General features: G+C 56.0%; 8 protein-coding genes, 4 tRNA genes and 2 rRNA genes. All 14 read right to left on the bottom strand.

The window, feature by feature from the left end; genetic code table 11:
- The 14 genes from tuf to ACJO5Y_RS08000 all read right to left on the bottom strand — a co-directional run bounded on the left by tuf (position 1) and on the right by ACJO5Y_RS08000 (position 12,681).
- A complete protein-coding gene (gene tuf / locus ACJO5Y_RS08065) occupies positions 1-1,197 on the bottom strand; it encodes an elongation factor Tu (protein WP_406985959.1) in 1,197 nt (398 codons plus the stop codon).
- A gap of 51 nt (positions 1,198-1,248) precedes the next feature.
- Positions 1,249-1,324 (bottom strand) — tRNA-Thr (locus tag ACJO5Y_RS08060).
- 14 nt (positions 1,325-1,338) lie between these two features.
- Positions 1,339-1,413, bottom strand: a tRNA-Gly gene (locus tag ACJO5Y_RS08055).
- Between the two features lie 10 nt (positions 1,414-1,423).
- A tRNA-Tyr gene (locus tag ACJO5Y_RS08050) sits at positions 1,424-1,507 on the bottom strand.
- A 39-nt stretch (positions 1,508-1,546) separates the two neighbouring features.
- Positions 1,547-1,622: transfer RNA gene (locus tag ACJO5Y_RS08045), tRNA-Thr, on the bottom strand.
- A gap of 31 nt (positions 1,623-1,653) precedes the next feature.
- On the bottom strand, positions 1,654-2,313 hold the full coding sequence (locus tag ACJO5Y_RS08040) for a hypothetical protein (RefSeq protein ID WP_406985957.1): 660 nt from the start codon (positions 2,311-2,313) through the stop codon (positions 1,654-1,656).
- Positions 2,310-3,044 carry a type III pantothenate kinase gene (locus ACJO5Y_RS08035; protein ID WP_406985955.1) on the bottom strand — a complete coding sequence of 245 codons (735 nt, stop codon included), beginning with the start codon at positions 3,042-3,044 and terminating at the stop codon, positions 2,310-2,312. Before ACJO5Y_RS08035 ends, ACJO5Y_RS08040 begins: the two co-directional genes overlap by 4 nt.
- Positions 3,041-4,009, bottom strand: a complete 969-nt coding sequence (locus ACJO5Y_RS08030; RefSeq protein WP_406985952.1) for a biotin--[acetyl-CoA-carboxylase] ligase — start codon at positions 4,007-4,009, stop codon at positions 3,041-3,043. Before ACJO5Y_RS08030 ends, ACJO5Y_RS08035 begins: the two co-directional genes overlap by 4 nt.
- Positions 4,010-4,113: 104 nt before the next feature.
- Positions 4,114-6,513 carry a DUF6160 family protein gene (locus ACJO5Y_RS08025; protein ID WP_406985950.1) on the bottom strand — a complete coding sequence of 800 codons (2,400 nt, stop codon included), beginning with the start codon at positions 6,511-6,513 and terminating at the stop codon, positions 4,114-4,116.
- Between the two features lie 9 nt (positions 6,514-6,522).
- The gene (locus tag ACJO5Y_RS08020; protein ID WP_406985948.1) at positions 6,523-7,080 is read right to left on the bottom strand and encodes a hypothetical protein; all 558 of its coding nucleotides are present in this window, start codon (positions 7,078-7,080) and stop codon (positions 6,523-6,525) included.
- Positions 7,077-8,168 (bottom strand): hypothetical protein, encoded by a 1,092-nt coding sequence (locus ACJO5Y_RS08015; protein ID WP_406985946.1) that lies wholly within the window; start codon positions 8,166-8,168, stop codon positions 7,077-7,079. Before ACJO5Y_RS08015 ends, ACJO5Y_RS08020 begins: the two co-directional genes overlap by 4 nt.
- The gene (locus ACJO5Y_RS08010) at positions 8,168-9,337 is read right to left on the bottom strand and encodes a hypothetical protein (protein WP_406985944.1); all 1,170 of its coding nucleotides are present in this window, start codon (positions 9,335-9,337) and stop codon (positions 8,168-8,170) included. Before ACJO5Y_RS08010 ends, ACJO5Y_RS08015 begins: the two co-directional genes overlap by 1 nt.
- A gap of 239 nt (positions 9,338-9,576) precedes the next feature.
- Positions 9,577-9,691 (bottom strand): 5S ribosomal RNA (rrf, locus tag ACJO5Y_RS08005).
- Positions 9,692-9,787: 96 nt separating this feature from the next.
- Positions 9,788-12,681: ribosomal RNA gene (locus ACJO5Y_RS08000) — 23S ribosomal RNA — on the bottom strand.
- Positions 12,682-12,702: the final 21 nt, after the last annotated feature.

Here is a 12,702-nt window from a genome sequence, read left to right as displayed (position 1 = left end):
TTACTCGATGATCTTGGCGACTACGCCGGCACCAACGGTACGGCCACCTTCGCGAATCGCGAAGCGCAGACCATCTTCCATGGCGATCGGAGCAATCAGGGTAACACTCATCTTCACGTTGTCACCCGGCATTACCATTTCCACACCTTCCGGCAGTTCGCAAGAACCGGTTACGTCGGTGGTACGGAAGTAGAACTGCGGACGATAGCCCTTGAAGAACGGCGTATGACGACCACCTTCTTCTTTGGACAGCACGTACACTTCGCACTCAAACTTGGTGTGCGGCTTGATGGAGCCCGGTACACACAGAACCTGACCACGCTCAACGTCGTCACGCTTGGTACCACGCAGCAGAACACCAACGTTCTCACCGGCACGGCCTTCGTCCAGCAGCTTGCGGAACATCTCAACACCGGTACAAGTGGTCTTCACGGTATCTTTGATACCAACGATTTCCACTTCGTCACCCACCTTGATGATGCCACGCTCAACACGACCGGTTACCACAGTACCACGACCGGAGATGGAGAATACGTCCTCAATCGGCATCAGGAACGGCTGATCGATCGCGCGCTCCGGCTCAGGGATGTAGTCGTCCAGGGCTTCTACCAGCTTCTTGACAGCGGTAGTACCCATTTCGTTGTCGTCTTTACCTTCCAGCGCCATCAGCGCGGAACCGGTAATGATCGGCGTGTCGTCGCCCGGGAAGTCGTACTGCTCCAGAAGTTCGCGAACTTCCATCTCAACCAGCTCGAGCAGCTCTTCATCGTCTACCATGTCGGCCTTGTTCAGGAACACGACAATGTACGGTACGCCAACCTGACGAGACAGCAGGATGTGCTCGCGAGTCTGCGGCATGGGGCCGTCAGCTGCGGAACATACCAGGATCGCGCCGTCCATCTGCGCCGCACCAGTGATCATGTTCTTCACATAATCCGCGTGGCCCGGGCAATCTACGTGGGCGTAGTGACGAGTCGGAGAATCGTACTCTACGTGGGAAGTCGCGATGGTGATACCGCGCGCCTTCTCTTCCGGTGCGTTGTCGATCTGGTCGAATGCACTGGCAGCACCTGTACCCCAGACTTCGTGACATACACGAGTCAGTGCAGCTGTCAGAGTGGTCTTACCATGGTCAACGTGACCAATGGTGCCGACGTTCAGGTGCGGCTTACTACGATCAAACTTTTCTTTAGACATTCGACCAATCTCCCTAATCAACCTGGATCATAACGTTGACCGGATTAATAATGGAGCTCATGGGCGGATTTGAACCGCCGACCTCACCCTTACCAAGGGTGTGCTCTACCAACTGAGCTACATGAGCATTACAAACTAAATTGGAGCGGGCAGCGGGAATCGAACCCGCGTCATCAGCTTGGAAGGCTGAGGTAATAGCCACTATACGATGCCCGCGAGCAATAAGTGGTGGAGGGGGCAGGATTCGAACCTGCGAAGCTTTCGCGTCAGATTTACAGTCTGATCCCTTTGGCCACTCGGGAACCCCTCCGAGCCAGATTCGCTAACGCGAACCCGCCTAAACTAAAAGTGGAGCTGGCGGACGGAATCGAACCCCCGACCTGCTGATTACAAGTCAGCTGCTCTACCAACTGAGCTACGCCAGCTCACATTCGCCTCGTCAGCGAGGGCGGTATACTACGGAGTTTTTTCTGGCGTTGCAACACCTTCACAACGTCTGATTTCGACTAAATCGAAATCCTTTTGATAATCCGCTTCCGCCACCTCGGCCGCTTCAGAATTCTGAAAATGACCCGCTTCAAAAACGAGCGCGTAGCTTATCTGATTTCGGGGGAAGATGGCCAGTATTGCGTTGAGATTCTGACGTTTTTTTTCTTCCAGCACCGAAATTGCCGCCTCACGCGACTCAAACAGGCCCAGCGAGATGGCATTACGGTTTTCGCCTTCGGTGACGAGATAGGAGTCAATCCCCCTGCGCTGAATATCACGGAACATCTCTCTAGCCTGATTTGCCGGCTGGGGCGGGATAAGCACCCAATGCAGCGGGGTCTGCTCCCGCTCAAGCTCTTCAACCCTGAACTCTCCGCCCGACACTTCCAGTGCTTCGGCCGCTTCCCTGACGTCGGCTTTGGACTCAAACCAGCCCAGCCGGGCACAGTGCATGGATTGCGGGGGAACCGCCGGCTCCGCAGCATTCTCGGGAGGCGCCTTCAAAGTTGCCACACGGGGCAACCGGCCCTCACTTTGTTCGGTGCCGCGGGAAGGCGACACCGCGACGCTACTGCAATACCATAACGCAACATTTGCCAGCACCAGTGTCATCGCCAGCCATTTCATGAGCACGCCCGCTCTTCCGCATCTATCGCGGCCAGCCCCTTTATTACCAGGTCCGGCACCTCGTCGGCAGTCAGCCCTGCAGCCAGCAGGCCCGCAGCATCACCGCCGGTGACCAGAATGTTTTTAATGCCGTGGGTGCGGCAATCCCCGTGCACCCGAGCAACCATGGATTGCCAGAGCCAGAACAGCCCGTGGTGAACACACTCGGTAGTCGAACTCCCGGGATCCCCCGCATCCGATTTGTGGTCCTCAAAACCGATCCTGGCTGCGTCGTTTCTCAAGCTGCGCAGCATCATCCGGCGACCCGGGAGAATGTAGCCGCCAAGGTGACAGCCATCGGCATCGACATAGTCGACAGTGATCGCACTCCCCGCATCAATGACCGCAAAACTGTCACCGAGCATGGTCCAGGCTCCGTACATTCCGTGCCAGCGATCTGCCCCCATCTTCCCGGGGTCGCCATAGGCGTTCGACAGACCCGCCCTTCTGGCTTCCGACCAATAAAAGATGGGCTTGACCGCCACATAGCGAGACAGCACGTCCGCCAGGTCGCAACGCTTGTTTTCCGATGCCACGGTCGACACGACCACACGGGAGATGGTCCCGGCTATCGTCGACAACGCGGAAAACGGATCATCCTGAAGCTCTCCGACACCATCGAGCACTTTGGCGTCACCATCGAGCAATACCCACTTCACGCGGGTGTTGCCCGCATCAATCAATAATCTCACGGCTGCACCCGCAAACTTATTTCCCCGGCACGCACCGGAGTCAGGCCTTGCCCGGTATCCAGCAGATAGTTACCAGCATCGTCAATGCCGGCACCAAGGCCAGCCAGATCACCCTGGTTGGCCACCAGGGGTTTCCCGGAAAAAATATCGCGCCGCTGCCAACGTTCACGAAAAGCAGAAAACCCGCTCGCTGAGAATTCATCCGCCGCACTGACAAGGGAGTTCACCATATTCGCAGCCAATTCATTTCGCACCCAATCCACAGATGGACTGGCAACGGAGAGGCTGTCCCACGCCTGGGTAACGCCTTCCGCCTTTCTCATGTGTACGTTTAGCCCAATTCCGGCCACAACCTGAATAACACCCTCTTCCAGCTCTCCCTGTAATTCCACCAGAATGCCGGCCACCTTTCCTTTACCCAGGAATATGTCGTTGGGCCACTTCAGACCTACGCCGTCAGCACCCAATGCTTCCAGCGCCTCCGCCGCAGCGACACCCAACACCAGGCTCAAGCCATCGAGCATGGCGAATCCACCGCGGAATGTCAGGCCGAGACTGAGATACAGGTTTTGCCCCCGGGGACTCTGCCACTCCCGCCCCCTACGGCCCCGACCGGCAGTCTGACAATCGGCGATGCACACCGGGATCACCGACGACCCCGGTCCGGGGCGTTGGCGAATAATCTCCGCGTTGGTGGAGTCCACCTCATCCAGCACATCCAGCCGAATACGGCGACGAACCGCTTCCGGAATACCCTCGAGAATCCCATTGCCGTCGAGCAGATCAACCGGGTTCACCAGACGGTACCCCTTGCCCCGGATCGTTTCGATCTCATAACCTTCCTCGGCAGCCCGCCTGACCTGTTTCCAGATTGCCGTTCGGCTGATTCCAAGGCTGGACGCGAGGGATTGCCCAGAGTGGACCTGACCATCCGCCATTAGACTGATTAGAGCTCGGGATTTCATCGAATAGCGCCTGAGAGTTTGAAAGGATCAAGCCGGGATTAAACAACAGCAGGCACAAAAAAACAAAGAAGGACGTCAAAAAGCCGGACAGCCCCGGCGATTGACTAGGGAATTGGCGTAGCCGTCAGGTTGGCCCTGATATCAAAATTCTGCATCTTGACACCATAGACCGCCGTTTGCGCGCCACCAACCGGATGTACAAGGTCAATATTGTTAATGGACAATTCCTTGAACTGACTCTGCGCCCGAACAGCAAAGCCCAGCGGGCGGTTCTCAAGATCTGCAGCGGAAGGTGCGGCCTCGTATCGATAACCGGCAGCAGCTGCGGCATCCATGATCTTTTCATCCCCCCGCTGGCCTGACACCCCGAGAGAATCCGGGCCGTCGTTCTTTTTCACAACTCTGGTCTGGTAGACATCGACAGCCACATCAGTGCGGACCCCAAAGGTATTGTCTTCGATGCCATCACTATCAAAATCCCCGCCGTCGCTGGTATGGATATCATTGAGCACCAGCCGGGTTCCCGTGCCGTTGACCGCCTGGCCACTGCCGTCGATCTCGCGATTGGTTTCCCAGGTAAAGGCGTTCTTGCGGGACTCATCCACGGCGCTGGCAAAAATCTGCTTCATCCTGACAGTAATGCCTTCATCGCCCCGATCCTGCCACATCCCACCGGACGCGGCGCAGGCGGAGGCCGTCGTACCGACACCGCCCGCACAAAGCTGCCCTGCGCCACCCGGCACTATCGCCATACTGCTTCCGGTTTCGTATTTCTGCACCACAAAGCGACCAAAGCTTCGACCGGAATCCTTGTCTCCCAGCCGGAGATTACCGACGTCCATCTTGCTCCAGCCTTCTGCGGTTAACATGACCAACCCTTCCTCGGTCACGTCGACCATCATATCCCTGACATGGCCGTCGTAACTAAGATCGCTGATCCACAACCCTTTCTGGCTGACCTCACCGGATCCGGCGTCATAGGGCGATGCGATTAAAGCGGCACGGCCGTTACGGATACGAATATCCGAGTTGATGGTCAGACCTTCCCCGCTCGCACCACCGGGACCAAGGGTCATGTGACCGTCCAGCTCAAATTCATAGGCCGGGTAGACGCCCAGTGCCAGCAACAATTCCGTACCACCCTGCAGCGGCGCATCGTCATCGCCGACCCGCAAACCATTTATCCGGTACCCCGCCTGGACGTCTTCAAAGCCGATCCTGAGACCATCGTAGAAGCGGGTGCCGTTAATCACCTCATCCCGGGTCACATTCACCGTAACATCCCCCTGCCCCCATGATTGCAGGCCACTGAAGATCACACGGTTGCCGTCCTCGGTGTAGCTCAGGTCCGCTGATCGCAGACTCCACTCCGTCGCCAACCTGAGCCCCTGCTCTCCAGCATCCCGATGGCCGCCGCCCTGCAGGTAGAGGGCGTTCGTATAATGACGACCGTCGAACTCCCAATCTTCCAGCAAAAAGCTGACATTCACTGCCCCCAGGCTGCGACCACTGCCGCCCACCTCAATGGCGCCAATATTCAGTTCGCCATCCATCGTTCCCAGTGTCAGACCCAGCGCGGCACGCCCGTACCAGTCCTCAGTGACATCCAGGCGCAGGTCGTTCAAACGGTAATGCCCGGTGATATCAAGCAAGGCAAGGGCGTTACCATCATCACGGTAGATGAAGCGGGCACTGTTGATGGTGGTTTCGTGGTTAATGCCAAGGCCTTCCCCGGATCGCCCCCCAGCCTTTATACCGGTAGCTGTCGTGATATCAAACGCACCGCTGATACTGCCGTAGCTGGGCAGTTCAGCTCCCGTGGTCACATCCCGGGCTCTGCCATGATTGAGCGGGTTGTCACTGTAACGAATCGCGCCAATGTCGTAGGAGCCCACAACCCTCGGCGCCTTGAGCTGAAGGGTTTCCCCCACCACATCGAGGGTAATGCCCAGAGCCTCCACAGCCATGGTCAGATCATCCAGGAAAATTTCATTACCGTTGGTGCGGTAACCCAGGCGCCCCCCCGTCATGGTGTAGGCGGAGTCAAATGTGTATCCGGAACCTCCGTAAGCGCCACCCGGGCGAATACGCAACTGCCCTTCCAGGGTGTGATCGAAGAATACGCCCCCCATACTCAGCCCAGGCGCACCGGCGAGGCGGATGTCACCGAACTCGATTCTGCGATCCTCAATCAGGTAATCCAGGTTCAGGGAGGCATCATCATCAACATCAATCTTCACCCGGTGGTGCGCCTGACCATCCGGTTCGCTGGCCGAACCGACCCGGAATCCCTCCAGATGGATACCGTTACCATCGTCAATATAGGAAAGGCGGTCAGCGGTCACTTCGAGATCCATTTCCAGGGTAATCCCGCCCTGACCTCTGATATCCGAAAGATCGCTGTCATCAAGACGCTGCATTTCCGCTGTCGCCGAATCGGGCAACATCAGCACCGCGCCAGCGGTGAAACAAAGGCAAGACAACACGCTAGTATGGTTGTTCATCGCGCTCTCCTATGGGTTCCCCGCCGGAAATATCAGAAGATTCCCTTCCATAATCACCTCCCCCCGCATTCCCACAGAGAAGATGTCCGTTTGCTGAAATCCGGGGTCCGTCGGTCGTGCAGTGTTGCTGGCCGCAATCTTGAACCGTACATCGTTGAACCTGACAGTGTTCGGCAACCCCAGCTCGAGCACATCCCGTTGAAACAGCTCACCGTCGCCACCGAACCCCGAATCGATGTAACGCACCCCGAGGGTCAGCCCCTCGAAAGCGAAATTCCCGCGGATATCGTCCAATACCATCCAGCCGCCATTCTCCTTCAGGCGGTAGGCGAGCCGGGCCCCGCATTTTCTGGTTTCATCATCACAGTGGCCAAAGTAGCTGTTCTCAATGGGCCCTCCGAGTTCGTTAATACTGACGTCACCGGACAGGTAAATTCCCCCCTGCCCCGACACATCGCCAAGCGCGTCGTCACCCAGTCGCTTCAGCTCGGCAGCACCCTGTCCCGGAATCAAGAGCCCAAGTACAGACAACAATAGGGGAACGGGCACGGAAATAGATGTCTTCATCGCGCAAGATCCCTGGTTCGAATTTCGAGGTGCTGGATCAACATCCCTTCAACCCTCGCCGAGCCAAAATCCCGGTCACTCACACTGAAGTTGCCGATACGGAGATTGCTGCGGTAGTCCGGATTGGTGTAATAATCTTCGTAAAAATCCCATGTTGCGGCATCACTGCTGCCCCGAAGGCCGTCGGCACCGATATCCCCCGGGGCGGGCTGCTGAATCGCGGCCACTTCTACGACAAAGTTGCCGGCACCGTCCACATCAAAAAACACCGGCTGAAGCTCATTGCCGATGGCCAGCTCAAGGGCGAAGTCCGTGAGCAGCACGCGAGAGCCGCACGACTCGCCGTCCTGGTCACAGGCATGGATGGAGAGTTCCGGAGAGTAAAAATTGAGCCTGAATTGCCCCACCATCTGACGACGGTCGTTATCTCCCCACAAGCGCAGGTAGCTTCCGTCGATCACGGCACTCACCGCATGGATATTGATATTCGCTGAGCGGTCGCTCCCCACTGCCACATTCATCTGCAGCCCAACATCAGGGCGCTCACCAATATAGTCCGCTGTTGCAGGCCGGCTGGAGCAGGGGCCCGATCCCGCTACAGCGGCGGCGCTGGTACAATCAAAGCCCTGGACTGAATCCACCATGGCGGGGGCGGCAAACTCCAACACGGCCTTGTCTTTTACGCCGATGGTATTTCCATCAACCACATCAATCCGGTAGGGGTTGATCAGGCGCCCGAGGTTAACCGGACCCAGATTTCGGCCATAGTTGCTGCCACTGCCGGAAATATAAAGGTGGTTGACGGTGATATCGACGTCCTGGCCATCTGTGCTGGTTATGCCGCCAATCTTGAAGATACGGGCCTGCTCCCCGTTTGCGCCGGGAACGTCAGTACCGTGGGAGAACTTGAAGGCTTCCAGCACCACCCCCAGACCTGCTCCATCCACTTCGGAAAGCTCAGCATCATTCATCCGTTCAAGTTCGGACCAGCCAAGGTCGGAGTAGAAAAGCAGGCAAGCCCCTGCCATGAATATGAGCAGGCCATGAGGCATTACCACCAGGTTCTGCTTTCTCAGCCGGGAAACCATCAGAATAACCCCTGCCCACGGTCTATGTATTCCACGCGCTGGCGCTCGATGCCGCCCAGCGCTTCATTGAGATTGAACTCGACCGAGCCATTGGGGATATTGAAAAAACCGCCACTGGTCGCACGAATGAAGTCCTCTGGCGTGAAGTCCGTCTTGGACACGTCATCCAGCCAGTCCAGATCCTGCGTCTGGAACGAAAGGAACAGTCCGGATTCCGGGGCGATAATCGCCCGCTCACCGTTTATTTCACCGAGCTCACCGACAGGGAGACTTTTGAAATCAGTTAACGAAAAACAGGCCTGAATACCCAGCACCTGGCAATCCTGGGCAATAATATGGACATCACTCCCATGGACTTCTATCTGTGAGCTGCTAAAGGCACCCGCCCCCTGGATCAGCAGGCGAGTAAAGAAAGGCACATCTTCGACGACAAAGGTTTCGCCGTTGGGAACGCCAGCGTATTGCGCCCTGATCGGATCGAGCTCGCCGAGCCTGGGGTCACCCTCCGCGCCATAGACCAGCTCGGCCCGACTGGTGATCGCATTACTGCCAACCAGATAAGGCGCCAGTGCCACAATAATCGAGTCGAAAAGGTTGCCGTTGGTGTTGGCGTCGCTGAGCCCCTCGCCCTGGTCGACAATATCAATATTCACATTACCGGTCAGGGATTGGATATCACCGGATAACACCCCCATGGCCTCACCGAACCCAAGCCGCACCCCGACAACGTCATCTGTCGATTCATCGAAGGCAAATTCAAAGAACGGATTCCTCAGGCTAAAGGGAACGAGCTCTCCCTCGGCGTAGGCAGACCCATCAGGTTTGTATTGCCTGGGGAATTTCGGATTGCGGTCAAAATAGGGCTGGTTGTTGATGTAGCCCAGGGAAAAGTTCTCGATAAGCACATCTGAGGAGCCGGCGCTTTCCCCCTCCCGCTCATATCGACCGATTTCGAGGGCATCAATATTGGTCTGGATATCGACATCCATACCAAGATTTACCCTGGTATAGGACGTATTATTCGTCTCGTCAGGATGGTATTGGCGATCAATCGACACGAATGCCTGACCGGTAACCTCCGATAGCTGATCGTCGGATATCGGGCGCAACTCTGCATTGATACTGGTGGCCATTGCCAGCAGCAGAACAAATCCGGCCTGTTTACTCATAATCACATCTCACTTTAAGCCGCTGTTGTTTTTTTGGCGCGGCAATGAAGCACTACGGATGTTGAATGAGCGTCTCTGGAGCTGGCTCTTTTTATTTATTGGCCAGTTTGTGTACAGAAGCTTACCTTTATCTACAAAATGTCACTGTGCGCGGCGTCATAGAATGAAGAGATCGTGAGTTTTCTTTCAGGCAATAAAAAACCCCAACATCGAGGATGCTGGGGTTTTCGGTATTAGGAGCCTGACGATGACCTACTCTCACATGGGCAACGCCACACTACCATCGGCGCAGGTCTGTTTCACTTCTGAGTTCGGGATGGGATCAGGTGGTTCCAGACCGCTATGGTCGTCAGGCAAAACGGTTGATCACTGGGTGGACGAGATGGAACGTGTGTCTTTCGACTGTGATATCGATTTCGTTGCGTTATCCGCAATTGTCTTGGGTGTTATATAGTCAAGCCTCACGAGCAATTAGTATCGGTTAGCTCAACGCCTCGCAGCGCTTACACACCCGACCTATCAACGTCCTGGTCTTGAACGGCTCTTCAGGGACCTCAAGGGTCCAGGGAGATCTCATCTTGGAAGGGGCTTCCCGCTTAGATGCTTTCAGCGGTTATCCTGTCCGAACATAGCTACCGGGCAATGCGTCTGGCGACACAACCCGAACACCAGCGGTTCGTCCACTCCGGTCCTCTCGTACTAGGAGCAGCTTTCCTCAAATCTCCAACGTCCACGGCAGATAGGGACCGAACTGTCTCACGACGTTCTAAACCCAGCTCGCGTACCACTTTAAATGGCGAACAGCCATACCCTTGGGACCGGCTTCAGCCCCAGGATGTGATGAGCCGACATCGAGGTGCCAAACACCGCCGTCGATGTGAACTCTTGGGCGGTATCAGCCTGTTATCCCCGGAGTACCTTTTATCCGTTGAGCGATGGCCCTTCCATACAGAACCACCGGATCACTATGACCTACTTTCGTACCTGCTCGACGTGTCTGTCTCGCAGTTAAGCGGGCTTGTGCCATTACACTAACCGCACGATGTCCGACCGTGCTTAGCCCACCTTTGTGCTCCTCCGTTACGCTTTGGGAGGAGACCGCCCCAGTCAAACTACCCACCACACAGTGTCCTCATCCCCGATCAGGGGACCAAGTTAGAACCTCAAACATGTCAGGCTGGTATTTCAAGGTTGGCTCCACGAGAACTGGCGTTCTCGCTTCAAAGCCTCCCAGCTATCCTACACAAACATGCTCAAAGTTCACTGTGAAGCTATAGTAAAGGTTCACGGGGTCTTTCCGTCTAGCCGCGGATACACCGCATCTTCACGGCGATTTCAATTTCACTGAGTCTCGGGTAGAGACAGCGCCCCCATCGTTACGCCATTCGTGCAGGTCGGAACTTACCCGACAAGGAATTTCGCTACCTTAGGACCGTTATAGTTACGGCCGCCGTTTACCGGGGCTTCGATCAAGAGCTTCGCACGAATGCTAACCCCATCAATTAACCTTCCGGCACCGGGCAGGCGTCACACCGTATACGTCCACTTTCGTGTTAGCACAGTGCTGTGTTTTTAATAAACAGTCGCAGGGGCCTGGTATCTTCGACCGGCTTCCGCTCCACCCGCAGGGGCTTCACGTACATACCGGCGTGCCTTCTCCCGAAGTTACGGCACCATTTTGCCTAGTTCCTTTACCCGAGTTCTCTCAAGCGCCTTGGTATTCTCTACCTGACCACCTGTGTCGGTTTGGGGTACGGTCTCGAATCACCTGAAGCTTAGAAGATTTTCCTGGAAGCAGGGCATCAATGACTTCCCGCTCGCATGAGCAGTCGTCGTCGCGTCTCAGGATTGAGGACCCGGATTTGCCTAAGTCCTCTCCCTACTCGCTTAAACCGGGACAACCGTCGCCCGGCTCACCTAGCCTTCTCCGTCTCTCCATCGCAGTGATCCAAGGTACGGGAATATTAACCCGTTTCCCATCGACTACACCTTTCGGTCTCGCCTTAGGGGCCGACTCACCCTGCGCCGATTAGCGTTGCGCAGGAACCCTTGGTCTTCCGGCGTGGGAGTTTTTCACTCCCATTGTCGTTACTCATGTCAGCATTCGCACTTCTGATACCTCCAGCATGCTTCTCAACACACCTTCGCAGGCTTACAGAACGCTCCCCTACCCCGCATACAAAGTATGCAGCCGCAGCTTCGGTGACCAGTTTGAGCCCCGTTACATCTTCCGCGCAGGCCGACTCGACTAGTGAGCTATTACGCTTTCTTTAAAGGATGGCTGCTTCTAAGCCAACCTCCTAGCTGTCTGAGCCTTCCCACATCGTTTCCCACTTAACTGGTACTTGGGGACCTTAGCTGGCGGTCTGGGTTGTTTCCCTCTTCACGATGGACGTTAGCACCCACCGTGTGTCTCCCGGATAGTACTCACAGGTATTCGGAGTTTGCATCGGGTTGGTAAGTCGGGATGACCCCCTAGCCGAAACAGTGCTCTACCCCCTGTGGTATTCGTCCGAGGCGCTACCTAAATAGCTTTCGGGGAGAACCAGCTATCTCCGGGCTTGATTAGCCTTTCACTCCGATCCACAAGTCATCCCCTGGCTTTTCAACGACAGTGGGTTCGGTCCTCCAGTTGATGTTACTCAACCTTCAACCTGCTCATGGATAGATCGCCCGGTTTCGGGTCTATGCCCAGCGACTAAATCGCCCTATTCAGACTCGGTTTCCCTACGGCTCCCCTATACGGTTAACCTCGCCACTGAACATAAGTCGCTGACCCATTATACAAAAGGTACGCCGTCACGGAACAAGTCCGCTCCGACTGCTTGTACGCATACGGTTTCAGGATCTATTTCACTCCCCTCACAGGGGTTCTTTTCGCCTTTCCCTCACGGTACTGGTTCACTATCGGTCAGTCAGGAGTATTTAGCCTTGGAGGATGGTCCCCCCATGTTCAGACAGGATGTCTCGTGTCCCGTCCTACTCGATTTCACTGGACTCAGGTTTCGGATACGGGGCTATCACCCACTATGGCGGCTCTTTCCAGGGCCTTCTCCTACCAGTTGTCCAGCTTAAGGGCTGGTCCCCGTTCGCTCGCCGCTACTGAGGGAATCTCGGTTGATTTCTTTTCCTTCGGGTACTTAGATGTTTCAGTTCCCCGAGTTCGCCCCGTACGGCTATGTATTCACCGCACGGTACCGACCCGAAAGTCGGTGGGTTTCCCCATTCAGAGATGTCCGGATCACAGCTCGTTTGCCAGCTCCCCGAACCTTATCGCAGGCTTCCACGTCTTTCATCGCCTCTGACTGCCAAGGCATCCACCGTATGCGCTTAGTTGCTTGACTATATAACCCCAAGACAACTGA

It is taken from the genome of Marinobacter alkalisoli (assembly GCF_045449855.1).
In the GTDB taxonomy this organism is placed as follows: domain Bacteria; phylum Pseudomonadota; class Gammaproteobacteria; order Pseudomonadales; family Oleiphilaceae; genus Marinobacter.
The sequence above is the reverse complement of the archived record's forward strand: the minus strand, read 5'-3'. Positions and strand labels throughout refer to the sequence as shown.

Coding starts and splice junctions, on each gene's coding strand:
- ACJO5Y_RS08025 (WP_406985950.1), bottom strand. CDS start 6,513: ATGAACAACCATACTAGCGTGTTGTCTTGCCTTTGTTTCACCGCTGGC.
- ACJO5Y_RS08030 (WP_406985952.1), bottom strand. CDS start 4,009: ATGAAATCCCGAGCTCTAATCAGTCTAATGGCGGATGGTCAGGTCCAC.
- ACJO5Y_RS08020 (WP_406985948.1), bottom strand. CDS start 7,080: ATGAAGACATCTATTTCCGTGCCCGTTCCCCTATTGTTGTCTGTACTT.
- tuf (WP_406985959.1), bottom strand. CDS start 1,197: ATGTCTAAAGAAAAGTTTGATCGTAGTAAGCCGCACCTGAACGTCGGC.
- ACJO5Y_RS08040 (WP_406985957.1), bottom strand. CDS start 2,313: ATGAAATGGCTGGCGATGACACTGGTGCTGGCAAATGTTGCGTTATGG.
- ACJO5Y_RS08015 (WP_406985946.1), bottom strand. CDS start 8,168: ATGGTTTCCCGGCTGAGAAAGCAGAACCTGGTGGTAATGCCTCATGGC.
- ACJO5Y_RS08010 (WP_406985944.1), bottom strand. CDS start 9,337: ATGAGTAAACAGGCCGGATTTGTTCTGCTGCTGGCAATGGCCACCAGT.